This window comes from Acinetobacter sp. YH01008 (assembly GCF_013420435.1).
GTDB lineage: Bacteria > Pseudomonadota > Gammaproteobacteria > Pseudomonadales > Moraxellaceae > Acinetobacter > Acinetobacter pseudolwoffii.
In genome coordinates, this window is sequence record NZ_VOYD01000015.1 from 24,661 (window position 1) to 50,370 (window position 25,710).

The following is a 25,710-nucleotide window of genomic DNA, read 5'->3' on the forward strand; positions in this document are numbered from 1 at the left end:
CTCAATGGTCATCTATCGAATTTAGGCTTCAGCATTAAATCGCATCGATAAATCCACAGCTTTGACATCTTTGGTCAAAACACCCATCGAAATATAATCGACACCGCTACTGGCAACTTCACGTAAATTTTCGATCGTGATATTGCCAGATGCTTCCAGTTTGCAACGTCCGGCCACATGCTGTACTGCCTCAATCATTTGCTGCTGGCTGAAATTATCCAGCATCACGATATCCGCATTGGCCTCTAAGGCCTGATTGAGTTCATCCCAGGTTTCCACTTCCACTTCGACCGGTTTGCCCGGCGCAATCTGGTGTGCCTTGGCAATCGCCTGAACAATTCCGCCAGCGGCCATAATATGATTTTCTTTAATCAAAAAGGCATCGAATAAACCCAGACGATGATTCTGCCCACCACCAATGGCAACGGCATATTTTTGTGCAATACGCAGGCCAGGAAGGGTTTTACGGGTATCCAGCAGCTTGGTATTTAAGCCATCCAATTGTTTGACATAATGCGCTGTTTTGGTCGCAACGGCAGACAGTGTCTGGACAAAATTCAGCGCAGGACGTTCCACAGTCAATAAACTGCGTGCAGAACCGGCCAGTTTCAGGAAAGTTTCATTGGCTTGAACCTGATCCCCCTCATTTTTTAGCCAGATCACTTCAACACTTGGATCATAGGCCTGAATCAAGGCATTCACCCAAGGTTGCCCGGCCAGTACCATATCTTCACGGCTGATGATCGTGGCAGTGGCCTGTTCATCTTCAGGGGTCAGCAGGGCAGTAATATCACCGTCACCAATATCTTCTGAAAGTGCCTGTTGGATATTGATCTGAATCGACTGGTCTAGCAACGCTTGAGATATGCGCATGAGTATTTCCGTATCTTTTAAGCCGTGAAAATTGCGCATTATCTTAGCACTGTTACATAAAAAATGAGCGATTTTTCCTACAGTCTGCCGGGATGAATTGAGATTTGTGCCTGAAAGTTTTAGCATGAAGCCGGCTGCAACCCTGATCGTGCAGATTTTATTTTTGGAGAGAATGGTTTTATGCAACAGGCAGCCGAGTTTCAGGTTAAGAATGGACAACTGATGGGCGCACGTCACATTCCCTCTCCCAATTTTAACCAGCGTCCGGACAATACCGAGATTCAGCTCATTGTGGTGCATAACATCAGTCTGCCACCCTCACAGTTTGGCGGCGGTTATATTGAACAGTTTTTTCAGAATCAACTTGATTGGTCAGTCCATCCCTATTTTCAAAGCATTGAAGGGATGCAGGTTTCGACCCATCTGCTGATTTTACGTTCTGGTGAGGTACTGCAATTCGTCAATTTTAATGACCGTGCCTGGCATGCTGGACGTTCGACCTATTTGGGTAAAAAAGAATGTAATGATTATTCGATTGGCATCGAGCTGGAAGGCAGTGACGACTTGCCTTTTGAACCGGTACAGTATGCAGCCTTGATCAAAGTCACTGCCTGTTTGCAAGATTATTATCCTAAAATTCAGCAGCATATTGCCGGACATTCGGATATTGCCCCGGGCCGTAAGACCGATCCGGGACCGTATTTTAACTGGGCTGATTTTCGTTGCCAGTTACAGCATTATAAAAATACCTCAACCTCGCTTGAGGGATGCAATTAAGCAATGAACTTCTGACAGAGGTTTCATTACAATAGCCACAAATTTATACATTAGGTGAATAGGATGGCGCTTTGGCGTTCGACCGTCATTGTCAGTGCGATGACCATGTTGTCACGTGTACTGGGATTGGTTCGAGATATTGTTTTACTGAATGTCTTTGGTGCGGGTAAGGACTTCGATACCTTCGTGGTCGCATTTCGTATTCCAAACTTTTTCAGGCGATTATTTGCCGAAGGGGCATTCTCACAGGCCTTTATTCCGGTTTTGACCGAATACAAAACCAGTCGTACCCATGCCGAAGTGCAGATTCTGATTAGCCGGGTCTTTGGCTGTCTGGCAACGGTAATGAGTCTGCTGACCATGTTCGCAGTGATTGCTGCACCGTTGATCATGTATATCTATGCGCCCGGTTTCCATAGCGATCCTGAGAAATTCGCCTTGGCGACTGACATGTTCCGCCTGACCATTCCTTATTTACTGTTCATGTCACTGACGGCTTTTGCCAGCAGTATTCTGAACAGTTATGGTTCTTTTAGTACACCGGCCTTTGCACCGGTCTTGCTCAATGTCGCCATGATTGCTGGTGCGCTCTGGCTGACTCCGCATATGGCAGAGCCGATTATGGCACTGGGCTGGGCAGTCATCATTGCCGGTATTTTACAGCTGGCGATTCAGATTCCTGAACTGTGGCGTAAAAACCTGCTGATCCCACCTAAAATTGACTTCAAGCATGAAGGCGTGGATCGCATCATGAAGTTGATGCTGCCGGCTTTATTTGGTGTATCCGTCACGCAAATTAACCTGCTGCTGAATACCATCTGGGCTTCATTTATGCAGGATGGTTCGGTGTCCTGGCTGTATAGTGCTGAGCGCATGACCGAGTTGCCGCTTGGCCTGATTGGTGTAGCAATTGGTACTGTCATTTTGCCATCTTTATCGGCACGACATACCGAGCAGAATCCGGAAAAATTCCGCGGCATGATGGACTGGGCCGCTAAAGTGATTGTAATGGCAGGTTTACCGGCCAGTATTGCCTTGTTTATGCTGTCGACCCCGATCATTCAGGCCCTGTTTGAACGTGGTCAGTTCAGCTTTGAAGATACCCAAATGACGGCTCTGGCGCTGCAATGTATGAGCGGTGGTGTGATTGCCTTTATGTTGATTAAAGTCTTTGCCCCGGGTTTCTATGCACAGCAGGATACCAAAACACCGGTGCGTGTCGGTCTGATGGCTGTGGCTGCCAATGCAATCCTGAACGTGATTTTTATCGGTATCTTCAAGTTGATTGACTGGGAAGCAGAACATATGGCACTGGCACTGGCATCGACCGGTTCAGCCATGGTGAATGCCGGCCTGCTTTATTACTATCTGCATAAGCGTCATATTTTCCGCTTTGGCCCGCACTGGAAAAAAATCTTCCTGCAATTCATGTTTGCCAATGTGGTGATGATCGCAGCTTTGGCTTATGCCTTAAGTTGGTATAATGCCGATGTGTCGCAATGGATGCGTGTCGCAGAAGTACTCATCTTGTGTGTCATTGGTGTGGTGGCCTATCTGGCGGCCTTGCTGGTGGCAGGTTTTAGACCGCATCATTTAAAACCTTAAGTGAATATTGAACTTGATATTCGCTTAATAAAGCCATAAAAAAACAAGAGCCAGAAGGCTCTTGTTTTTTTCGAAGGATCATACTTGCTTCGACTCAATCTAAACTGAATCTAGACCTTACCGCGGGAAAGAAATCCAACGATCGCAAGAATCACCGCAATTACTAACAAGATAATTGCAAAATCCTTAGATAAGCCTGCTACTCCACCGAAACCAAGTAGACTCGCAATTAATGCAATAACAGCAAAAATAATAGCCCAGCGAAACATATATATTCTCCATGTGTTTTTATTTTCAAATTTAGTATAGAAATAAACGATTCCAGCGACTGTTAGTGTTTTGTTGACGAACTGTCTATGATTTAACAATAGTTTACGTGATGGTAATAAGAATTTGAGCGGTAGGTCTGCGCGGTTTGGGCTGCTATAATCAGCTGATTTTTGAGTGCGCCGACCTGATCATGACCGATACTTTACGTCCCGAATTTTGGAAAAACTATGGCCTTGCCGAACTCACGCAAGCCGAGTGGGAAGCCTTGTGTGATGGTTGCGGACTCTGTTGCCTGATTAAACTGGAAGATGAAGATACCCAGGAAGTCGCTTATACCAAAGTGGCCTGCAAACTGCTGGATTGTACGACTGCGCGTTGCTCCAATTATCCAGAGCGTTTGCACTATGTGCCAGACTGTATTCAGCTCACGCCAGAAAAATTGGAAACGATTCACTGGTTGCCTTCAAGCTGTGCTTATCGCCGGGTCGAGCAGGGCAAAAGCCTGCCATCCTGGCATTATCTGATCAGCGGTTCACGGGAAAGTGTGATTCAGGCACGCAAGTCGGCAGCAGGGCGCTGCCTGAGTGAAGCCGACATTCCTGAAGACGACATCGAAGACTATATCGTGCGTTGGGTGCGTTAATTTGCCGCGATAAGTAGCTATTGATTTGCCGGCTGCAGTAGGGCCTGAGCCGAAGCACCGGCCATCGGACGATAGAAATAAAAGCCTTGTCCAATCTGACAGTCACAATGGATCAGGGTATCGAGTTGTTCGGTATTTTCGATGCCTTCGACCAGAACATCCAAAGCAATACTGGAACCAATCTGGGTAATGGCTTTGACAATCGCCAAGGCGGACGGGTCACTGTTCATACGCTCGACGAAGTTGCGGTCAATTTTGATGCAATCTACCGGATAGTCTTGTAAACGGGTTAGTGAAGAATGCCCGGTGCCGAAATCATCCAGTGAGATCTGGATTCCGGCCTGTTTCAGCAGGTTCAGGGCCCGGATCACATAATTGGCACCATGCTCGGACAGACTCTGTTCGGTAATTTCCAGTTCCACCTTATGCGCAGGAATATCAAAATTGGACAGGCGGGCCAACATTTTTTCAGCATAGTCATCGCGCAAAAATTCAACCGGTGCGGCATTGATTGAAATCGGCAACAGATCCAGTCCTTGGGCCTGCCAGCGACTCATATCGGCAAAGACTTTCAGCTGCATGGTTTCACTGATACGTGAGGCCAGCTCATAGTCCTGAAAGGCACCAAAAATCTCGGAAGGCAGTTGCACCTGCTGATCCTGATCTTGCCAGCGTAACAGCGCTTCAAAACCAATCACCACACCATCAGACAGACGAACTTTGGGTTGATAGTAGGGAATGATCTGATCGGCCAGAATAATCTTACGTGCCAGGGTCAGCTGCCTGGTCATATTTTCCAGTGAGCCGCACATGTCCTGACTAAACATGCGAATGCCACCACGTCCACTATTTTTCAGATCATTTAAGGCAATGTCGGCACATTTCAACAGGTTCGAAGTATTTAATGCATCACGTGGATAGATAGCACAGCCAATACTCATGGCACTGCTGATACTGTCGCCAATATAATTGATCGGTTGATCCAGCTGGCTATAGGCCAGTTGCGCCGTGGCCAGCAGCTGTTCTTCACTTTCCAGATTTTTCACCAGAACAGCAAATTCATCTCCACCCAAACGGGCCACAATGGTATTCGGGCCGAAACAGGCCTGGAAACGCTGACCCAGAACATGGAGTAGATGATCGCCAGCAATATGGCCCAAGGTGTCATTGATGTGCCGGAAATAATCCAGATCAATCAGCAGTAGACCCGCCTTGGTCTGCTGTTGTTGCGCTTTTAATAGCACCTGTTTAAAGGTTTTATAGAAGGTACTGCGATTATACAGACCAGTCAGTTCATCTCGTTTAATGGCTTCTTTTAAGCGGGTTTCTGCAATTTTTTGCTGACTGATATTGCGTGAGACACAGAGGATGCTTTGGGTAATATTGTGCTGATCCAGAATTGGGGTCAGCAGATGATCCCAATATTGGATTGGCTGGTCTTTGCTCTGAGTTTTACTAGAAAAACGGCTATTTAAGCCTAGGGCTGCCTGTTTCAGTGCGCGTTGTCCGGATTTTCGGGCTTCAGGTGCTAAACGGTTCAACCAGGACAATGAGCTTTCCTGAGCCTGCGCGACGGTTTCGGTTTCCGCAATCAGGCCACAGCACTGGTTACTATGCCGAATTTGACCTTCAGAACTGACAATATGGATGCAGTCTGCGCTGGCATCCAGCATATTTTCCTGGGTTGAAACGATTTGAGACAGTTGTTGCTGGATTTCAAAATAATCATGTACATCGGTCAGTGAAACCGCCCACTGCAACACATCTTCCGGATCATGATGAAATTTTACCGCCAGCGTACACATGCGATAATGAGTATCGCTGCGTTTAATCCGGCACTGGGTTTCAAAATTCTGATGCTGATCCAGTGCCGCATGCCACAGCTTCGAAAACAGCTGTAAGTCCTCGGTATGAATGAAACTCTGCCACGATATATTGCCCGGTTCATTCAGGTTCACACCAAGATAATCGGTCATGGCGGCGTTAAAATAGTGCAGATGTGTTTTGCTACTGACCCAGAGAGGTTGGGGTAAGGCATCAATCAGTTTTTGAAGCTGAATTAATTCAGACAGATGAACAGGGGTTGAACTCAGTGATGTTGCCAGCAGAGGTTCCGACTGACTCACAGCTCCCTGTTCAAATTTATCATGCTTCATGCATTCACCAATACAACCCAAAAATGCCCAAGGGGGCGACATAAGTTTCTTTTAATTAAAATAAACAATATGAAAATTACACTGTAATTAATTCACAATTAATCATGTTCAAATTACTTGCTTTTATGAAGATTAATTCATTCAGAATTAAAAAAATAGAGGATTTCTACATAAATTAATTTTTTATGCTTTATGTTTGCAATCTTGGAATCAAAACTGCTGGTGTTAGAATGAGATCAGAATTTAGTTTGAGCCAATAATAACATGTCAGATAGTCATATCCCGCTTCCAGAACGCTTAAGACCACGTGACCTTGCAGAGATTATCGGGCAGGAACATTTGCTGGGGGAACAGGCACCCTTACGCCAGATGATTGATCAGGGTCATCTACCGTCGATTATTTTCTGGGGACCACCCGGCGTTGGAAAAACCACCATTGCCTTACTGTTGGCACAAGCGGTAGATCGGCCTTTTATCAGTCTGTCTGCCCTGAATACCGGAGTGAAAGAGCTGCGTGAAGTGATTGCCGATGGTGGTGATCTGCTGACGCCAGTGGTGTTTATTGATGAAATTCACCGCTTTAATAAATCCCAGCAGGATGCACTGTTAAATGCGGTCGAAAAAGGGAAAATTACCTTAATTGGTGCCACTACCGAAAACCCGTCTTTTGAAGTGAATAGTGCCTTATTGTCACGTTGTCAGGTGTATAGCCTGAATGCGTTGAGTGCGGAATCGATTCAGACTCTGCTCACACAAGCCTTGCAAAATGACCGTTTTTTGCAGGAACGACATATCCTGATTGAAGAATTTGATGCCTTGGTGCAGTTCGCAGCAGGTGATGCCCGTAAAGCATTGAATTTACTTGATCTGATTGCCAGTACTTTTGAACCGGATATGGAAAATATCATCACCAATGCAGGGGTGGTGAAAGTGGCACAGCAAAATATTGCCCGTTATGACAAGTCCGGTGAACAGCATTATGATCTGGTCTCGGCTTTTATAAAATCAATTCGCGGCAGTGATCCCGATGCAGCGCTGTACTGGATGGCACGCATGCTCAAAGGCGGTGAAGATCCGGTATTTATTGCCCGCCGTATGCTGATTGCAGCTTCTGAAGATATCGGTAATTCCAATCCGAATGCCTTATTGCTGGCGGGTGAATGTTTCCGTTCGGTGCAGGCCGTCGGCATGCCGGAATGCCGGATTATTTTAGGACAATGTGCGGTGTATTTAGCCACCAGTGCCAAAAGTAACAGCACCTATCTGGCAATTAACAAGGCAATGGAGCTTGCAGATAAAACCTCGAATTTGCCGGTGCCTTTGCATTTGAGAAATGCACCGACCAAGCTGATGAAAGAACAGGGCTACGGGGTGGATTATCTGTATCCGCATCATTATCCTGAGCATTTTGTGCTGCAAGACTATATGCCGCCAGAACTGAAAGATACCAAACTGTATGAGTCGGCACGCAATAAACGTGAAGTTGAAGGAGAGCGCTTACAGCAACGCCGCTGGCAACAACAGCAACAGCAACAGCAGCAATAATATCAGTACACAAATAGATTAAACTCAAGCAAAAAAAAGCCCAATTCAAGGCGAATTGGGCAGAAATTAGGATGTTTTTTAAGGGAGAGAACATCCTAGAGGGTAGCCGATCAATCTGGTCGGCAAACCTTGAGTTAAATCAATCAGCTCACTGATTTGCCTGGTATGTGATGATATTAAGCCATAGGCTTTCCAATGTAAAAACGATCATTTTCATCTGTAATATTTGTTTTTTCGATTAAAGCTTAAAAGGTCAATCTGGCCCAGCCACAAAAAATCAGGGATAAAAAACCGAGCTGTTGAGCTCGGTTTTTTTGAAGCAATGGACTATGCCATTAGATATTGTCGAGGTTAATACCTAAACGGCCCGCAACTTCTTCATAGGCTTCAACCACACCGCCTAAACCTTGACGGAAACGATCTTTGTCCAGTTTTTTCTTGGTGTCTTTGTCCCATAGACGGCAACCGTCTGGAGAGAATTCATCACCCAAAACGATACGGTCATGGAATACACCGAATTCAAGTTTGAAGTCGACCAGAATCATGTTGCCGGCATCAAACAATGCTTTTAGCACATCATTGACTTGGTAAGTCAATTCTTTCATTTTTTCCAGTTGCTCAGCAGTCGCCCAACCTAAAGCAATCGCTTGCGATTCATTGACCATTGGATCGCCAAGCGCATCGTCTTTAAAGAACAATTCGAATGTAGATGGAGTCAGTTCTTTACCTTCTTCAACACCTAAACGGCGGCATAAAGAACCTGCTGCATAGTTACGAATCACACATTCAACCGGGATCATATCCAGTTTTTTCACCAGCACTTCATTTGGAGTCAGCAGCTTTTCAAAGTGAGTTTCAATACCCGCTTCTGCCAGCTTTTCCATGATGAAGGCGTTAAAACGGTTGTTCACCTTGCCTTTACGATCTAGTTGCTCGATTTTTTCGCCATTGAATGCAGAGGCATCATCTCGAAAGACTAAAATCAGATGGTCTGAACTGTCTGTGGTGTAGACAGATTTCGCTTTACCAGTATAGAGCAAGGTTTGTTTTAACATGAGGGAACCTTTTACAAAAAAAAATGCCTAGAAATGTCTAGGCTGGCCAATTTTGGTAAATCTGGTTGAGCAGTTCTGCGGCTTTTTCACGGTCGGCAAAACTGTTATCGGCATTGAACACAGCGAGGTTATTACTTGAACCGACAGAAGATAATCTTAATAGATAGGTTTGCTGGTCGACCCGAATCGTGACTTCGTAACGATTTTTGTTCTGCGCAACGATGCTATGATTCAGGCTGCTGAGGGTGGCAAGCGTATATTGCCAAATTGTAGCAGAATTTCCGTCAATTTTAAGCAGCGGATTAAGATTTCCGTCTGTGACCAACTGTGGTTTACCAACAGCATTGCTTTCAGTCAGCTCAGCTTGAGCGGTGTTTTCAGTCTGGGCCTGAGGGCGTGGCAAGGCAAAACGGTTGCCACGCTGGTTTTCAAGCTTCGGTGCATTTTCAATTGCAAGCGGATCGACTGTTGGAGCAGGATACAATGGCGTTGCAGGACGTACCATGGCGCCTTCAGGATATTGTAAAGCGTCCAGAGTTGTAGTTTCTTTATAGTCTAAAGTGCCGTTATTAAAGGCCATTGAACTACAACCTGCCAAACTGAATACTGAAAGTGTAAGGCTAAGTCCTAAACGTAATTGCATAATCTTGTGCTCTTTTATTTAATAACGCCCGCTTCGACCAGTGCTTCATGAAGCGGAGCGCGATATTGTTCTGCAAGTGGTGTTAATGGAAGGCGAATGCCAGTACCAATTAAGCCCATGTCATGGAGTGCCCATTTCACAGGAATTGGGTTTGATTCGCAAAATAAAATATTGTGTAAATTTGCAACCTGAGCATTTAACTGTTCAGCGTCTGTAGCATTACCTGTAATGGCAGCGGCACACACTTCACTCATGGCTTTCGGAGCCACATTCGCTGTGACCGAGATATTGCCTTTGGCGCCATGACCCATCAGCTGATATGCCGTTGCATCATCACCTGAGTAGACCACCATGTCTTTGTCTTTCAGACCTTGCAAGAGTTCAGCACCACGCGGTACATCACCCGTCGCATCTTTAATCCCGACGATTTGTGGAATATCGGCCAGACGAATCACGGTTTCATTCAGCATGTCGACACCGGTACGGCCAGGGACATTATACAGAATCTGCGGAAGATCAACCGCTTCAGCCACAGCTTTATAATGCTGGTACAGGCCTTCCTGGGTCGGTTTGTTATAATAAGGCGTCACCAGAAGAGCAGCATCGGCGCCGAGTTCTTTGGCTTCACGGGTAAGTTGGATGGCTTCACGGGTCGAGTTTGCGCCTGTGCCGGCAATAATAGGAATACGTTTGTTGGCCACACGAATGATTTCTTTGATCACCTGGGTGTGTTCACTCATGCTCAGGGTCGAGGCTTCGCCTGTCGTTCCAACGGCAACAATACTGTTGGTGCCCTCTGCAATATGCCATTCAACCAGCTTCTCGAGACCCTTCCAATCTACGCTGCCATCTTCAAACATAGGGGTGACGATTGCGACTATGGAACCTTGAATGGTCTGTGCTTGCTGAGTCATTTTAAAAAACTATCCTATTTGTCCATCCGAAAGGAATGAGAAAACATAAATTGGGATGGATTTGTATTTTGATTTATAGCAAATTCAATGGACTTGCGCTGAATTGAAGATTGCTTATGCAAATTATGACTGATCAAACGCATAAGAACAATATGCTTTAGTCAAAGCCACTCAATTCTTTATACAAAGCCTTTTGAAAACAATCAAGTAATAAATTAGATGATTTATCCGGCGAAATACTGTGGTCAAACTGCGACTTAAGTCCCGGCTCAGCAAGATATTATGGAATTTTGTCTGCAAAATTAGCTCGATTTGAGTAAAAATCTCGGCCAAGTCGTGAATTTCGTTGTCTTTAGCTGCTGAATTAATATTTTTATTGGATGGACCTATATGTAAAACATCTTTGTCTGGGGGCTAAGCTGATGTAAACAGATTGAAAAATTGAATCGATTAATCTTTTTTTAATATCAATGAATTGCATGATATTTTTCTAATCGGTTGGTTTTTTAACTTGATGTATAAGTCTTAAAGTATAAATTTTGAATTTTAAAACTTTTTGATTAATTGCTTTTGCGACTTTATCGCAAGGTCTGTTAGATGGAGCTGCTTCAGCTGCTGTGGGGATATCCAAGTAAAACGTTCAACTTATTGATAGTTATTTCTGCGCTCAGGCTCATAGATGATGGTCTTTCTTTTGTAACGCTGATTGAACAAGGATAATCCAATGGAAAAATCAGACAATAAGCATGCTATCGTCACGGTCGCGATCTGTTTTCTGATAGCGGTGATTGAAGGCTTGGATATTCAGGCTGCTGGTATTGCTGCAGCCGGTGTGCGTGAGCACTTCGGTCTCGATAGTTCCCAGTTGGGTGTGTTTTTTAGTGCAGGGATTCTGGGTTTATTACCCGGTGCACTGATCGGCGGTCGATTTGCAGACCGTATCGGCCGTAAGAAAGTGTTGATCTGGTCGACAGCAACATTTGCCATATTCACTTTATGTACAGTCTGGGTCAATAGCTTTAACAGTCTGCTGGCAGTACGTTTTCTGGCCGGAGCAGGTCTGGGCGGTGCGATGCCGATTCTCATCACACTCGCTTCTGAAGCGGTATCGCCGCAAAATCGTGGTCGTGCAGTCGGCTTGATGTATTGCGGTATGCCTGTGGGTGCTGCGATTTTATCTTTAATTGCTGCGACTGAATTTGGTGCCAACTGGAAAAATGTTTTCTATCTGGGCGGCTTGTTACCGATTTTTGCAATTCCATTGATGATGCTATTTTTGCCTGAATCGAAGGAATACCTGAAAACACAGAACAAAACTGCAGCAGAACTTGCCGTTGCACCACAAGGTTCATTTAAGGACCTGTTTAATTCGGACAACCTGTTACGTACCATGTGCATCTGGATCAGCTACTTCTTTACGCTGATGGTGGTTTACATCATGTTGAGCTGGTTACCCTCATTGTTTATGGAACTTGGCTTTAGCCGTAAGGATGGTTCAACCGCACAGTTCTACTTCATGGTCACGGCGACGATTGGTACAATTATCCTGGGTATGCTGACCGATCGCTGGAAAAAAGCGTATGTGATCCTGTTGATGTACGGCGGTATTCTTGCAGGTCTATTGGCACTAAATGGTGCAAGCTCACTGAACCAGATGTATATGGCAGCAGCATTGGCAGGTGCCTTCGTAATTGGCTGTCAGGGTGTACTTTATGCCTTCGGTAGTATCGTGTATCCAACAGAAGTGCGCGGTACCGGTGTCGGTGTTGCTTCTGCAGTCGGTCGTATTGGTGCCATGCTAGGCCCAGTCATCGCAGGTCAGCTCCTGGTGGCAGGTTTTGGTGCCGCAGGGGTAATTACAGCCGCAATCCCATGTATCATCATTTCTGCACTGTGTATGCTATTCCTGGTGAACCGTACCAAAGTGTAATAGGCCAAGATTTGAAAAAGCCTGCTTTTGCAGGCTTTTTTGTGTTTAAAATTCAAGGAATCAAATCCGCAGTGCGGTTAAAAACAGGCAGAATCAGAATATGCAGTCACAGGGTTTTTAGCAGTCGCTCTAAAAATCCGATAACAATTTGCGCTATGCTTGGACATAAATCGAGATTTCAATGGATGAAAATACATGCAAAATAATATCGCTTTGCTGGTCGTAGATGTACAAAGAGGATTTACCCCAGGGGGTAATCTGGCAGTGGCCAATGCTGACCAGATTATCCCCAATATCAATTTATTGGGGCAGTATTTTCAAAATATTATCCTGACGCAGGACTGGCATCCAGAAAACCATATTTCTTTTGCAGACAATCACCCCGCTAAAGCGGCTTATGACAGCATTCAGCTGGATTATGGCACTCAGGTTTTATGGCCAAAGCATTGTGTGCAGGGGACAGTAGATGCCGAGTTGCATCCGGATTTAAATTTACCGCAAGCGCAACTGATTATCCGCAAGGGTTTTGATTCCCGGATTGACAGTTATTCCGCCTTTATGGAAGCAGATCAGAAAACCACAACCGGTTTGGCCGGCTATCTGCGTGAACGTGGTATTGATACGGTATTTGTGGTTGGGATTGCTACCGATTTCTGTGTGGCTTGGACCGCCATCGATGCCTGCAAACTGGGCTTTAAGACCTATGTCATTGCCGATGCCAGCAAGGGCATTGATCTGAATGGTTCCTTGCAACATGCCTGGCAAGATATGCTGGCGCATGGGGTAAAACGCATCTATACCAAAGATATCGTTCAGCCGGTTTAAAATTTTATCATGATGCGCTTCGGATATTTATTTGATCTTCGGCGCATTTAAATCTTCAGATTTCTGGTATTGAGAGATGCCTGTTTTATCTTGTTATTATTCTCCCTTTGTACCCCTGGATGAACCCCATGTCAGCCTTGCTCCAGTTTAGCCAATTTGTCCAAAAAACCTTTGCTTTATGGGTGCTGCTGTTTTCCGGCATTGCCTTAATGCTGCCCGAGGGCTTTGTCTGGTTACGCGCTTATATTCCATGGATGCTGGGCATCATCATGTTTGGTATGGGCATGACCATGACCGTAGGCGATTTTAAAAGTGTGCTACAAAGTCCGAAAGCTGTCGGGATTGGGGTCGTGGCCCAGTTTGTAGTGATGCCGGGTCTGGCTTTTCTCTTGTGTCAATTGTTCCAGTTGCCGCCGGAAATTGCGATCGGGGTGATACTGGTCGGTTGCTGTCCGGGTGGTACTGCCTCCAATGTCATTACCTATATGGCCAAAGGCAATACTGCTCTGTCTGTGGCCTGTACTTCCGTCTCAACCTTATTGGCTCCGATTCTGACCCCTGCGATTTTTTATCTCTTGGCCAGCCAATGGATCGAGATCAATGCCTTATCCATGCTGGTGTCGATTCTACAAGTGGTGCTATTTCCAATTCTTCTGGGCTTGATTGTACGGAGTCTGCTCAAGCAAAAAGTAAATGCCTATATTCAGGTGATGCCGCTGATTTCTGTGATTGCCATTGTCGCGATTGTGGCAGCAATTATTGCCGGCAGCAAAGCTCAGATTTTGCAATCTGGACTACTGATCTTGGGGATTGTGGTCTTGCATAATGGTCTCGGTTATTTGCTGGGTTATTGGGCCAGTCGTATCTTTAAGCTGGCGGAAATAGACTGTCGTGCGGTATCGATTGAGGTGGGAATGCAGAATTCGGGTCTGGGTGTGGCTTTGGCTGCGACCCATTTTGCAGCTTCTCCACTTACGGCTTTGCCCAGTGCAATCTTTAGCTTATGGCACAATATTTCAGGGCCAGCTCTGGCCACCTATTGGGCAGCCAAAAGCAGGGTAACGACATTAGAGCCAAAGCAAAATCTGGATACAGACAGCTAGAGTTTTAAAATGCGGCAGTGATTTTAATTGCTGCAAGGCGCTGAATAATAGAACTTGACGAGTAACAGCTTAAAAATTCTGCGCATAAAAAAGCCCGATTTAAAGTCGGGCTTTGTACTGTACAACCTTTATGAGGCTTTGGACTGTTTGGATTTTAAAATCTCGGTTCTAAAAGTCTGTGCCAGTTCAGCCGTTTCTGCATCCATGCCATTTACCACAAAGGCATGACGGGTCAGGACATTGGTTGGATTCGGCATACTGACCAGCTGGAAATGTTCGCTCACATCTTTCAGCAAGCTATTCGGGACATGTAAGGCACTTTCTTTTGCGACCAGGTGCTGGCTAAGACGCTCAGAGGCCTGCACCGAGCTGAGCTGCATCTCCTCGACTTTAGACGCAATTGCACTACGGGTTTGCAGTACAAAACGTTTTTCTTCACGATAGCGTTTATACAGTACCTCCGAGAGTAACTGGAATACCGCACTGATCATGGTCAGGCAGGCCAAGGCATTTGGCTTGTCTGCCGCAATGCTGATAGTGGCACCTTTTTCATCAAATTTATGCACAGTACTAATATCACTGCCATTCAGTTTGTAGCGCTGCACACAGAGTTCAGTGGCTTTATTCAGGAAAATCTGACACAGGTTGAAATAAGGCACCGATACGGTTTTATTCACGCTATCGAGTAACTGTTTTGGATCATAGAACTGGATATTCAAGCTCAGGCTATCGCTTTCCAGTACAGCTGGCTTATGTTCTTTTTCTTTGGCTTTATTTTTTACTGCCTGCTGGGCTTGGGCAATGGCCAGCGCAGCATTGTGCTTTTCCTGTTCCAGAGCTTGGGTCAGGGTCTGAATCTCGAATTTTAAACGGGATTCATTGTTAATGCGTGCCAGATATTCGGTTCGGCTAGGACGCGCGATCGCGCGGTATGCCACCCAAATCAAAGCATGAATAATGAAAGAGAACAGAATCGCCAGCCATTGCGTCCGCAGAATTTCACCCATACTTGGCTCAATCAGGGTGATTTCAATCAGACCAACTTTTTTCTCGTTTTGCAGTGCATCACGGACAAAAACTTCACCATCGCGAGTTTTGGTCAGTCCGCCGGTTGCTAAAACCTGACCTTTCGCATCCAGAATTCGAATCGAAGCCACACTCGGGTTGGTCGCATAACGATTTGCCAGCAAAGCCAGAGAAACACGATTGGCCGGTTCCAGCTCAGACAGGCTGTCTGTCACCAGTTGACTGGTGATCAGCTGCCCCTGACTGGTGCGGTTTTCATTCAGTTGGTGAGTGGTTGCCAATACCAGTAAAAAGGTATGCAGAGCAAAACTTACAATCAATAGGCTAGCAAATAGCCCTTGTCTAGGCGCATTCAACGTAAACTTCCAAGGCAATTCTGTTCAATTTCGATTATGATTCTAACAATAGTTGTAGCTCAGACCCGAGTCAATTCATGCGAGAAATCATTCTTATATCATTTTTAGGACCTGACCAGCCTAATCAATTTACACGATTAATGCAGGTTTTGTCCGCCCATTCCCTACAGATTTTAGATGTGGGGCAAGCGGTTATTCATAATCAGTTAACCTTAGGTATTGTTGTAGCGTCTGATGACCAGACGGCGACAGCATTAGCCATGAAGGAAATCCTGATTCTAGCACATGATATCGGGTTAACTGTGCGCTTTAAACCGATCTCTGCGACTGAATATGATCAGTGGGTCAAAGAGGGTGGGCGCACACGTTATATCGTAACGGCATTGGCCCCTGAATTAAATGCCTCTCATTTGCAGGCCGTGACCCAGATTGTCTCGGCTCAGGGTTTTAATATTGAAACCGTAACCCGTCTGTCTGGCCGTCCGGCCCTGGATGGCAGCAGTACCGGTCCGAAACGTGCCTGTATCGAATTTGGTTTAAAAGGACAAATGCTGGATGCCGCAGCCATGCGTGCTGCCTGTTTGCGTTTGTCCAGTGAACTGAATGTCGATGTTGCGGTTCAGGAAGACAATGCCTATCGCCGTAACCGCCGTCTGGTCTGTTTTGATATGGACTCGACCCTGATCGAACAGGAAGTGATTGATGAACTGGCGATTGAAGCAGGAGTCGGTGCGCAGGTTGCTGAAATCACCGAACGCGCCATGCAAGGTGAACTTGATTTTCAGGCCAGTTTCCGTGCCCGTGTGGCTTTATTGAAAGGCATGGATGCATCGGTACTGCCGAAAATTGCCGAGCGCCTGACCATTACCGAGGGTGCTGAACGCCTGATTTCGACTTTAAAAGCATTGGGTTACCGTACTGCAATTCTGTCGGGTGGTTTTCAGTACTTTGCCGAATATCTGCAAGGCAAACTGGATATTGATGAAGTACATGCCAATGCGCTTGATGTTCAGGATGGCGTAGTCACGGGTGAAGTCAAAGGTCATATTGTTGATGGCGCGCGTAAAGCTTTATTGCTTGGCGAAATTGCCAAAGAGATGGGAATTTCCCTGGAACAGACCATTGCAGTCGGTGATGGTGCCAATGACTTGCCAATGTTATCGATTGCAGGACTCGGTGTGGCTTTCCGTGCCAAGCCACTGGTGCGTCAAAATGCCACTCAGGCGATTTCCAGTGTGGGACTGGACGGGGTACTGTATCTGCTCGGGGTACACGATAAAGACCTGAATCAGGCATAAACACTCTTTTTGATAGAATAAACGCGACCTCAGGGTCGCGTTTTTTGATTGCCTTTGGACCAAGGTGACCAAGCCAGCAGATAAGGTTGACTATAAAAACATCGATCATCTTAAACGGAAAAATAATTTTTTCAGTCAATAACAGCCCTGATAATTTTGTAATGACACGCCAACATTGACGCAGTCATTGATCCACAAAAATGCCAAAAGCAAAAAATGTAATGACAATATAATATCGCGACAAAGTATGTCGTGAGACCAGATCACAGGACTTTTTTTATGCAAAAAACTCAGCATAATGCAGGCATAGAGATACAAATCAACAGATTCCATTTTATTGATTGAACGAAATTCAATAGATAGAACCGTTGCAATATCAAACAGGCAAACTATCTATTTGGATGGAGGGGTTTATATGGTAACAGCGAATTTAGCAACGATCGTGGGCTTCAGTTTAGTCGCTGCAGCTGTAGTTGCTGTGTTCTTCTCGCCTTATCGTCGCTGGTTGAGTTTTATGGCAGCCGGGATGTTGGTCTGGGGCTTGATTGAGATGATTCGTGTAGGCACACAAGCCTGGTTTGATCTGCCAATGACCTATAGTTATCTGAGTGCATTGACAGCAGTCATGATGGTGGTCACTTTCTTATTATTGCGTGAAGACCGTCGTGCAGAGCGTGCCTTGGCAAAACGCCGTTGTATCGAACATACGCCAGTCTATGAAGATGACCAGCAGCAGCTTTCGAGCCGTTAAGTCTACAAATCGCAAAGAAAAAATGCACCCACGGGTGCATTTTTTAGCTTAGAAATATGATACAAACTGCTTAATCAACCTAGCCAAGAATTATGCTAGGATATTTATCAATTTTCGTACAATTAGAATAGGCATCCTCCATGAAACTGTCGTCCATTCCTGTGTTAAAACTTCCTTTAGTCGATATGAGCACTGATCCACTGGACTTGCTGGTTGCAGGTTTAGCTTTACGTATGAAGCAGTTGGCACGTACCAGCCCGAAATTTATTGAACTGGTACATGAGCGTCAATTCCGGATCCAGATTGGCACAGATGAGGGTATGGCGCGTCAGATCATTGTCAATAATGGCCAGATTGATACGGTTTCAGGCGATGCGGAAAAGGCAGATTTTGTGTTGCAGTTTGCCGACAGTGAGCAGGGCGTAAAGACCCTGGTTAAAGGCGACCCGACTGCGTTTATGACCGGTATGCAAAGCGGTACTATCAAAATGGAAGGTGACTTTGGTTTGCTGGTCTGGTTTAACCAGGTGGCGAAAATGATTCCACCAAAACTGCCAAAGCCGGTCAAAGAAAAATTTAAAATGGCACGCCAGTTTATTAAAGAGAAAACAGGCAAATAAAACGCTGCTCCTGACTCGCCCGCCTTTTTCAAGGAGGGCTGAGGGCAGATTCAGCCGGTTTCAATCTGGGTAATGCCAGCCAGTTAGGGAGTTTAGATCTAAGCTCCTTAATTTTTTAAATCTTTTGCAGAAACAGTTATTTTCTAATCTTGCGGTGCAATACAGCTGATGCCCCAGACCGTTATGGTTGAGGTTTCCAGCTACCCCATATCATTATGAATAACAATAATAAAAAACCAGACAGTTTCCTGTCTGATCTGCATTACTCAATCTGAGGGTTTTTTAATGTGGAAAATAGTGTCGCTATTCAACTTCTAAATTAAAAGTCACCGGCCCATCATTGACTAGATGCACTTTCATATCTGCTGCAAAAATACCGGTTTGTACATGCTCAAACTGGCTTTGGGCGTATTCTACCAGCTGTTCATACAAGGCTTTTGCTTCAGCCGGCGGCATGGCCGGGCCAAAATCTGGACGTAGGCCTTTTTGAGTCTGCGCCATCAGGGTAAATTGCGAAACCAGTAACAACCCGCCGTTGGCCTGACTGACATTCCAGCCCATCTTGCCTTGTTCATCATCAAAGAATCGGTATTTCAAGATCTTATCAATCAGTTTTTTGCCTTTTTCCAGGTCATCACCTTTGCCAAGACCTAAAAAAACCAGAATGCCTTTTTCGATTTCACCGCTGACTGCACCGTCTACCACGACTTTAGCTTCTAAAACTCTTTGTAATAACGCACGCATTTCACATATTTACTGATGACTATGGAAGGGCGTAATTGTAGCAAGAATACAATCTGTTAAAGGAATAAATGCTGATTTTTTGGACTACAAACACCTGAAAAATAATTGATTAATTTTTATATATTCAATAAAACGATTAAAGTAATGAGAATAATCCGTTTTAACAATATTTGGTTTTTCTATATCTTAGCCCATGCAGGAAAGGTAATAAATTGAGAGATTTAGAAATGTTTAAGCGTTCATTACTGGTTGCAATGCTTGCAACGGTTACAGCTGCACAAGCGGCTCCTTTGACTAAAGACAATGGCGCACCAGTCGGTGACAACCAAAACTCGATCACTGCTGGTCCAAATGGTTCTGTTTTACTTCAGGACGTTCAGCTGGTACAAAAATTACAACGTTTTGGTCGTGAGCGTATTCCAGAGCGTGTGGTACATGCGCGTGGTACAGGGGCTTATGGTGAATTCGTTACCACCAAAGATCTGTCGGATCTGACCATTGCTTCATTGTTCAAAGCGGGAACCAAAACCCCGGTCTTTGTGCGTATGTCGACAGTTATTCACGGTAAAGGTTCTCCAGAAACCTTGCGTGATCCGCATGGCTTCGCCATCAAATTCTATACCCAAGAAGGCAACTGGGACTTAGTTGGTAACCAGACCCCTGTATTCTTTATCCGTGACGCGATCAAGTTCCCGGACTTTATTCACGCGATGAAACCAAGTCCGGTCAACAACGTTCAAGATGCCAACCGTGTGTTTGATTTCCTGTCTAGTCAACCATGGGCAACTAACATGTTGACTTATGTGTATGGCAAGCAAGGTGTACCAACCAGCTACCGCGAACAGGATGGTTTTGGTGTTCATGCCTACAAACTGTATAACGACAAAGGCGAATATAAATACGTTAAATTTAACTTCCGCTCTCAACAGGGTGTCAAAGGTCTGAACGTTAAAGAAGCAGCGGAACAGCAAGGTAAAGATTTCAATCACCTCACCAATGATCTTTACAACAACATCAACAAAGGCAACTTCCCGAAATGGGATCTTTATATCCAGGTATTGGACCCTCAAGACCTTGGCAAGTTTGATTTCGATCCACTGGATCCAACCAAAATCTGGCCAAACGATTTAGTTCCAGAAACCAAAGTCGGTACCTTGACCTTGAACCGTATGCCGAAGAACTTCTTCAATGAAACCGAGCAAGCTGCATTTGCACCGGGTAACCTGGTGCCGGGCATCGAACCATCTGAAGACCGTTTGCTGCAGGGCCGTATCTTCTCTTATTCAGATACACAAATGTACCGTTTAGGTGTGAATCACCAGCAAATTCCTGTAAACCGTCCAATCGTTGCCGTGAACAACAACAACCAGGAAGGTTATATGAATGTGAGCGAGCGTGATTCTGATGTGAACTACGAACCAAGCCGTAAAGAGCCAAAAGCTGCAACTGAAAAAGCGCGTGCAGTTCAGACCCCACTTGCCGGCACAGTTCAGCAAATTGGTGTGAAAGAGCAAAACTTCAAGCAGGCGGGTGAGCTTTACCGTTCATATACGGCCAAAGAAAAAGACGATTTAATCATGAACCTGGCGGCAGATCTTGGCAATGTCAAAGATTCTGAAACCAAGCACATCATGTTGTCTTACTTCTACAAGGCAGATGCGGATTATGGTACGCGTATGACCAAAGCAGTGAAGGGCAATCTTGCGACTGTGAAAGCCAAAGCAGCGCAATTGAAAGACTAATTTGGATTAGTCCGACAAATTGGTGACTAGGGTCTAGCACGTCACCTCAAGAAAGTCCTGTAAAACTCCAAACCTTTCCTGCACCCTAGGGGGAGTTTTACAGGCACCCGGTTTTACTCATTTTCTCTCATTTGAACTGAATCAGACTCGATTCATGTCTCTACTCGATTTCTGTTGGAGTCCATCATGAAAGTTATGCAGCATGCAGTTTTAGCCAGTATTTTTGCCTTGGGTGCCATGTTTGCAAACCTGAGCAGCGCACAAGATCTGTCTTCCGTTAAAAGTGTTGCAACTACACCGATGAACTCGCAACAGGAATTGGTTGCATTGTTCTTTGCCGCGGCCAAAACCGGCAATGACGAAGTGATCAATGAATTTTTAAAGCACGGTTTTCCAGCCGATGTGCGTAATAGTGATGGCTATACACCACTGATGATGGCGACCTATTATGGACATCAGAGTATTGTAACGAGCTTGCTTAAACACGGCGCTGACCGCTGCGCCCGAGACAATAAGGGCAATACCGCATTGATGGGGGCACTGTTTAAAATGGAATTTGCCATTGCCAGACAGCTGCATCAGGTCGACTGTGATGCTCAGGCCGAGAAAAGCGGACAAAAGACCACAGCCGAGTTTGCCCGGGTGATTGGTCAGGAAAAACAGCTCCAGAAAATCATTCAGGGACAGGACACAACCCAGGCCCAGCCTCAGAAATAAAACGGTTTATGGCCTGATACTTTTGTCGCAGTTTCAGCCGGCTGTACGTAAATCCTGCAATATTGCATGAATTTTTATGCTTTAATGCAGAGATAAGCACAGCGATATTTCCTTAATTATGGCTCCAATTATCCGTTCTCTGTTAGATACTGACTTGTACAAATTCACCATGTTGCAAGTGGTATTACACAAGTTTCCGCAAACGCATAGTGTCTATCATTTCCGTTGTCGTAATCTGGAAGACACGGTCTATCCGCTGACGGATATTCTGGATGATCTCAATCATCAACTTGATCTGCTGTGTCAGCTCAACTTCAAAGAAGACGAGTTGCAATACTTAAGAAGCCTGCGTTTTATCAAGAGTGATTTCGTCGACTATCTGGAACTGTTTCAGCTCAAACGCCGTTTCATTCAGGCCAGTATCGATAGCGAAGGCCGTTTAGACATTAAAGTGGAAGGCCCGATGGTTCAGGCGATGATGTTTGAAATCTTCGTACTGGCAATTGTCAATGAACTGTATTTTAGCCGGATTCGTAGCCCTGAAGTCATGGCTGAAGGTGAGCGCCGTTTACAGGCAAAAACGCAATTACTGAAACAATATGATGCATCGCAAAATCCACAGGATCCGCCATTTCTGGTGTCGGACTTTGGGACGCGTCGCCGTTATAGTTTCGAATGGCAAAAGCATGTGGTGGAAGAATTCAACAAAGCTGCACCGCATGTATTCCGCGGTACCAGTAATGTGCTGTTGGCCAAGGAACTGGGCATTACCCCGATTGGCACCATGGCGCATGAATTCCTGCAAGCATTTCAGGCGCTTGATGTACGTCTGCGTAATTTCCAGAAATCTGCGCTGGAAACCTGGGTACAAGAATATCGTGGTGATTTAGGCATTGCCCTGACCGATGTGGTCGGTATGGATGCTTTCCTGCGTGATTTCGACCTGTATTTTGCCAAACTGTTTGATGGCCTGCGTCATGACAGTGGCGATCCCTATGTTTGGGGCGACAAGGCCTATGCACATTATAAAAAACTGAAAATTGACAGCAAAACCAAAATGCTGACCTTCAGTGATGGCCTGAATCTGGAAAAAGCCTGGAAACTGCATCAATACTTTAAAGACCGTTTTCAGGTCAGTTTCGGGATTGGCACCAACCTGACCAACGACATGGGCCAAACCCCCTTAAATATCGTATTGAAACTGGTGGAATGTAACCGTCAGTCGGTGGCAAAAATTTCAGACAGCCCGGGCAAAACCATGACCGATAATGATACTTTCCTGGCTTATCTGCGTCAGGTTTTCGAGATTACTGAACCTGCCTAAGTCTATTTCAGACATGCGCAATTTTAGAACCGCTTCTCTGTAGAGGCGGTTTTTTTATTCCGGACGGTTTTTGTGGGCTAGCTTATCTAAATTCTTGCTAATCATCTTAAAAGAAACCGCATAAAGCTAAAAATGAGCTGTGCTAAGATCAAGGTAATTTGACCAAGAATAGCCATGATACCGATGACCGCTTCAGCCTTTAATTTTGGCCTGCTGATTGAGGCAGAAGATTTAGTTCCCTATCTGGGCCATGAAAAGCTTCGTATTGTTGACCTCAGCCGGGCTTCGGTATACGAGCAACTGCATATTCCGCATGCCCTGCATCTGCAACCCAAGCTGCTGGTTCGTCAGGAAGAACATAGCATGGGCTTATTGCCGGACATCGACGGCTTGCAGGCCCTCATTGCTTATCTGAATATTTCGCCTGAGCATCATGTGGTGGCCTATGATGATGAGGGCGGGGCGTGGGCCGGGCGTTTACTCTGGAATCTGCATTGTCTGGGTTTTGAAAATACCAGCCTATTGAATGGCGGGATTCATGCTTGGCTAGGTGCAGGTTTGCCAACCTCGTCCGATCAGGAAATATTTAGCCCGGTGAGTCATTTAGTTCCTGTCAATCTCGAGCAAAAATCAGAGTTTCAGATTGGCTATGATGAATTACACCAGCTCATTGAAAATGAACAAGTTCAACTGTGGGATTGCCGCACTGAAGATGAATATACTGGCCTGCGTCTGGCAGCGCGCCGCGGCGGTCATATTCCGGGAGCACGTCATTTTGAATGGAGTACTGCACTTAACCGGCAAAATCATTTAAAATTGCAGCCTTTACCACGTACTCAGCAGCGTCTGGAACAACTGGGCTTTGATTTGACTCAGCCGGTTGTGGTGTACTGCCAGTCCCATCATCGCTCAGGTTTGGCCTATATTCTGGGCCGTTTACTGGGCTGGAAAATTCGAGCCTATGATGGTGCGTGGAGTGAATGGGGCAATCGCCTCAATAGTCCAATCGCTACAGGGGAGGTGCCATCTTGAGCATCACATCACGTTTAAAACAACAGTTTTTTATTAAAGCTCAACGATTAGTACCGCAACATCGCCTGTCTCGTGTGGTCGGCAAAATTGCTGCCAGCGAAAACCCGATTATCAAAACGGCTGTAATTACTGCCTTTAAGGCACAGTACGGCATTGATATGTCGATTGCTGAACAGGCCAATGCCTTGAAATTCAAATCATTTAATGAATTCTTTACCCGTGCCCTGAAACAAGGGATTCGTGCAGTTGATCCAGATGCCAGCAGCATTGTTTCACCTGCAGATGGGGCGATTTCCCAGCTGGGTAAAATTGAAAATGGCGATGTGTTTCAGGCCAAAGGTCAAAAATTTACTGTAGAAGCGCTGATTGCTGACCCGCAACTGGCTGAACCCTTCAAGAATGGTGAATTTGCGACAGTATATTTGTCACCACGTGATTATCACCGTGTGCATATGCCATTTGCAGGGACTTTGACTGAAACTTTGTATGTACCAGGGGAACTGTTCTCGGTCAATCAGGTCACGGCAGAAAACATTCCGGGTCTGTTTGCCCGCAATGAACGCATGGTCTGCCTGTTTGATACTGAAATTGGCCGTATGGCCGTGGTCTTGGTTGGTGCGATGATTGTGGCCGGTATCGAAACGGTGGCTACTGGCAAGGTTAAACCTTCTGGTCGGATCGAGTTAAACCAGCATGATCTGTTCCTGGAAAAAGGTGCGGAACTGGGCCGGTTCTACCTCGGTTCAACTGCAGTGATTTTATTTGAAGAACATAAAATGCAGTGGGATGCCGCTTTCAAGGCCAATTCTTTGGTGAATATGGGTGAAGCATTGGGGCATAGGGTTTAAAGATTTTAGCCTCTTGTATCCTCCCCCTTTTTCAAAGGGGGATCGAGGGGGATTAATCCTGAATGATATAAATCCTCCCTTGCGGAGCAATGCTCCTCACCCTTTTCCAAAGGGGGAAGGATACAAAAAAAGCGCCATAAGGCGCTTTTTCTCATTTAAATCTTTAGCGTTTCACCACAATCGAATCAATGCCACTGTGTTGCAAGGTCTGCTGGGCAATCAGTGCCGCATCAGCCGAGTCATAAGGGCCTGAGACCACGCGATACCAGACTTTGCCATTTTCTACGCTTCTGATCACATCAGCAGACAGGCCATTCAGAATAATTTCCGCACGGCGGGCATCGGCCTGATCCGGATCATCAAAACTGCGTACTTGCAGAATATAGCTGACCGAAGCTGCAACCGGTGCTTCGCTGACTTCTAAGCCAGGTTCAGTGCTTGCTGCAGCTTCAGGAACTTCAGGTCGAGGTGCTTCTACAATCACCACAGTATCCTGTCTTTTAGCTTCAGGTACCGCCTGTTCAGGAATCGGAGTTACTTGTTGTTGTGGCAACAAATCGTAAAAACGGTAATCCTTATTGGTGTCTTCTTCCTGGACAGATGCTGCAGTCGTTTGAGTTTTAGGCTTAACCGGTTCCCATGGCTTCCACAACATCAGTGCCATTAAAAAACTCAACACGATTAAAATGATCACGAGTGTGCCGAGCCAGGTCGGAATCAGTGGCTTTTTAGGCTTATTCGGTCTTTCAGATACACCGCGTTGCGTTTTTCCAAACACTTGGGATTTCCTCTATATGGGGTTGCCTCATAGAAAAGGCATAACAGTGGTTATGCCTGACTATTATTTCATCCTATGTGATTAAGATCCAAATGTCATTATTTAGATCAAACTGCACACCAGATTTATACTTGA

Annotated in this window: 24 protein-coding genes; 15 read left to right on the forward strand and 9 right to left on the reverse strand. The window is 45.5% G+C overall.

Features of this window, described 5'->3' with window-relative positions; genetic code table 11:
• Positions 1–21: 21 nt before the first annotated feature.
• Positions 22–873: a carboxylating nicotinate-nucleotide diphosphorylase gene (nadC, locus tag FTT75_RS09795; protein ID WP_180001046.1), complete on the reverse strand. Its 852-nt coding sequence runs from the start codon at positions 871–873 to the stop codon at positions 22–24.
• A 180-nt stretch (positions 874–1,053) separates the two neighbouring features.
• On the opposite strand from nadC, the gene ampD reads away from it, so the two are divergent.
• Positions 1,054–1,650, forward strand: coding sequence for a 1,6-anhydro-N-acetylmuramyl-L-alanine amidase AmpD (gene ampD / locus FTT75_RS09800; RefSeq protein WP_005173355.1), 597 nt, complete (start codon positions 1,054–1,056; stop codon positions 1,648–1,650).
• 54 nt (positions 1,651–1,704) lie between these two features.
• Positions 1,705–3,255 carry a murein biosynthesis integral membrane protein MurJ gene (murJ, locus tag FTT75_RS09805; RefSeq protein WP_180001045.1) on the forward strand — a complete coding sequence of 517 codons (1,551 nt, stop codon included), beginning with the start codon at positions 1,705–1,707 and terminating at the stop codon, positions 3,253–3,255.
• A 110-nt stretch (positions 3,256–3,365) separates the two neighbouring features.
• Here the strand turns inward: murJ and FTT75_RS09810 are convergent, their stop codons facing one another.
• The gene (locus FTT75_RS09810; RefSeq protein ID WP_004647174.1) at positions 3,366–3,524 is read right to left on the reverse strand and encodes a DUF1328 domain-containing protein; all 159 of its coding nucleotides are present in this window, start codon (positions 3,522–3,524) and stop codon (positions 3,366–3,368) included.
• Between the two features lie 188 nt (positions 3,525–3,712).
• On the opposite strand from FTT75_RS09810, the gene FTT75_RS09815 reads away from it, so the two are divergent.
• Positions 3,713–4,168, forward strand: coding sequence for a YcgN family cysteine cluster protein (locus FTT75_RS09815; RefSeq protein WP_171063370.1), 456 nt, complete (start codon positions 3,713–3,715; stop codon positions 4,166–4,168).
• 17 nt (positions 4,169–4,185) lie between these two features.
• Here FTT75_RS09815 and FTT75_RS09820 read toward each other — a convergent pair whose 3' ends face one another.
• Positions 4,186–6,324 (reverse strand): EAL domain-containing protein, encoded by a 2,139-nt coding sequence (locus FTT75_RS09820; protein ID WP_180186339.1) that lies wholly within the window; start codon positions 6,322–6,324, stop codon positions 4,186–4,188.
• 264 nt (positions 6,325–6,588) lie between these two features.
• Between FTT75_RS09820 and FTT75_RS09825 the strand changes: the two genes are divergently transcribed.
• Positions 6,589–7,869 carry a replication-associated recombination protein A gene (locus FTT75_RS09825; RefSeq protein ID WP_180186340.1) on the forward strand — a complete coding sequence of 427 codons (1,281 nt, stop codon included), beginning with the start codon at positions 6,589–6,591 and terminating at the stop codon, positions 7,867–7,869.
• Positions 7,870–8,204: 335 nt separating this feature from the next.
• Here the strand turns inward: FTT75_RS09825 and purC are convergent, their stop codons facing one another.
• Genes purC through dapA form a run of 3 tightly spaced genes read right to left on the reverse strand, consistent with a single transcriptional unit; the run spans position 8,205 to position 10,481 of the window.
• Positions 8,205–8,924, reverse strand: coding sequence for a phosphoribosylaminoimidazolesuccinocarboxamide synthase (purC, locus tag FTT75_RS09830; protein WP_005173343.1), 720 nt, complete (start codon positions 8,922–8,924; stop codon positions 8,205–8,207).
• A 37-nt stretch (positions 8,925–8,961) separates the two neighbouring features.
• Positions 8,962–9,567, reverse strand: a complete 606-nt coding sequence (locus FTT75_RS09835) for a lipoprotein-34 precursor (NlpB) (RefSeq protein ID WP_180050745.1) — start codon at positions 9,565–9,567, stop codon at positions 8,962–8,964.
• Between the two features lie 14 nt (positions 9,568–9,581).
• Complete coding sequence (dapA, locus tag FTT75_RS09840; protein WP_005173340.1) at positions 9,582–10,481, reverse strand: 4-hydroxy-tetrahydrodipicolinate synthase; 900 nt, start codon at positions 10,479–10,481, stop codon at positions 9,582–9,584.
• A gap of 724 nt (positions 10,482–11,205) precedes the next feature.
• On the opposite strand from dapA, the gene mhpT reads away from it, so the two are divergent.
• The 3 genes from mhpT to FTT75_RS09855 all read left to right on the forward strand — a co-directional run bounded on the left by mhpT (position 11,206) and on the right by FTT75_RS09855 (position 14,339).
• A complete protein-coding gene (gene mhpT / locus FTT75_RS09845; protein WP_005173339.1) occupies positions 11,206–12,411 on the forward strand; it encodes a 3-(3-hydroxy-phenyl)propionate transporter MhpT in 1,206 nt (401 codons plus the stop codon).
• 195 nt (positions 12,412–12,606) lie between these two features.
• Positions 12,607–13,236, forward strand: a complete 630-nt coding sequence (gene pncA / locus FTT75_RS09850; RefSeq protein WP_005173338.1) for a bifunctional nicotinamidase/pyrazinamidase — start codon at positions 12,607–12,609, stop codon at positions 13,234–13,236.
• Positions 13,237–13,364: 128 nt separating this feature from the next.
• The gene (locus FTT75_RS09855) at positions 13,365–14,339 is read left to right on the forward strand and encodes a bile acid:sodium symporter family protein (RefSeq protein ID WP_005173337.1); all 975 of its coding nucleotides are present in this window, start codon (positions 13,365–13,367) and stop codon (positions 14,337–14,339) included.
• Between the two features lie 128 nt (positions 14,340–14,467).
• Here the strand turns inward: FTT75_RS09855 and FTT75_RS09860 are convergent, their stop codons facing one another.
• Positions 14,468–15,721, reverse strand: a complete 1,254-nt coding sequence (locus tag FTT75_RS09860) for a hypothetical protein (RefSeq protein WP_005173336.1) — start codon at positions 15,719–15,721, stop codon at positions 14,468–14,470.
• A 77-nt stretch (positions 15,722–15,798) separates the two neighbouring features.
• Here FTT75_RS09860 and serB point away from each other — a divergent pair, with 77 nt between their 5' ends.
• From serB to FTT75_RS09875, 3 genes are all read left to right on the forward strand, one after another.
• Complete coding sequence (serB, locus tag FTT75_RS09865) at positions 15,799–17,019, forward strand: phosphoserine phosphatase SerB (protein WP_074383828.1); 1,221 nt, start codon at positions 15,799–15,801, stop codon at positions 17,017–17,019.
• A 415-nt stretch (positions 17,020–17,434) separates the two neighbouring features.
• The gene (gene aciT, locus FTT75_RS09870) at positions 17,435–17,770 is read left to right on the forward strand and encodes a ciprofloxacin tolerance protein AciT (protein ID WP_074383829.1); all 336 of its coding nucleotides are present in this window, start codon (positions 17,435–17,437) and stop codon (positions 17,768–17,770) included.
• 140 nt (positions 17,771–17,910) lie between these two features.
• Positions 17,911–18,390, forward strand: coding sequence for an SCP2 sterol-binding domain-containing protein (locus FTT75_RS09875; protein WP_180186341.1), 480 nt, complete (start codon positions 17,911–17,913; stop codon positions 18,388–18,390).
• Positions 18,391–18,693: 303 nt separating this feature from the next.
• Here FTT75_RS09875 and dtd read toward each other — a convergent pair whose 3' ends face one another.
• A complete protein-coding gene (gene dtd, locus FTT75_RS09880) occupies positions 18,694–19,134 on the reverse strand; it encodes a D-aminoacyl-tRNA deacylase (protein WP_180186342.1) in 441 nt (146 codons plus the stop codon).
• Positions 19,135–19,361: 227 nt separating this feature from the next.
• Between dtd and FTT75_RS09885 the strand changes: the two genes are divergently transcribed.
• The 5 genes from FTT75_RS09885 to asd all read left to right on the forward strand — a co-directional run bounded on the left by FTT75_RS09885 (position 19,362) and on the right by asd (position 24,797).
• On the forward strand, positions 19,362–20,876 hold the full coding sequence (locus FTT75_RS09885) for a catalase (RefSeq protein ID WP_180186343.1): 1,515 nt from the start codon (positions 19,362–19,364) through the stop codon (positions 20,874–20,876).
• Between the two features lie 186 nt (positions 20,877–21,062).
• Positions 21,063–21,593 carry an ankyrin repeat domain-containing protein gene (locus FTT75_RS09890; protein ID WP_180186344.1) on the forward strand — a complete coding sequence of 177 codons (531 nt, stop codon included), beginning with the start codon at positions 21,063–21,065 and terminating at the stop codon, positions 21,591–21,593.
• 118 nt (positions 21,594–21,711) lie between these two features.
• Positions 21,712–22,917: a nicotinate phosphoribosyltransferase gene (gene pncB / locus FTT75_RS09895; protein ID WP_100329534.1), complete on the forward strand. Its 1,206-nt coding sequence runs from the start codon at positions 21,712–21,714 to the stop codon at positions 22,915–22,917.
• Between the two features lie 183 nt (positions 22,918–23,100).
• Positions 23,101–23,949 carry a sulfurtransferase gene (locus FTT75_RS09900; RefSeq protein ID WP_180186354.1) on the forward strand — a complete coding sequence of 283 codons (849 nt, stop codon included), beginning with the start codon at positions 23,101–23,103 and terminating at the stop codon, positions 23,947–23,949.
• On the forward strand, positions 23,946–24,797 hold the full coding sequence (gene asd / locus FTT75_RS09905; protein ID WP_180186345.1) for an archaetidylserine decarboxylase: 852 nt from the start codon (positions 23,946–23,948) through the stop codon (positions 24,795–24,797). Before FTT75_RS09900 ends, asd begins: the two co-directional genes overlap by 4 nt.
• Positions 24,798–24,960: 163 nt before the next feature.
• Here asd and FTT75_RS09910 read toward each other — a convergent pair whose 3' ends face one another.
• Complete coding sequence (locus FTT75_RS09910) at positions 24,961–25,575, reverse strand: SPOR domain-containing protein (protein ID WP_180186346.1); 615 nt, start codon at positions 25,573–25,575, stop codon at positions 24,961–24,963.
• Positions 25,576–25,710: the final 135 nt, after the last annotated feature.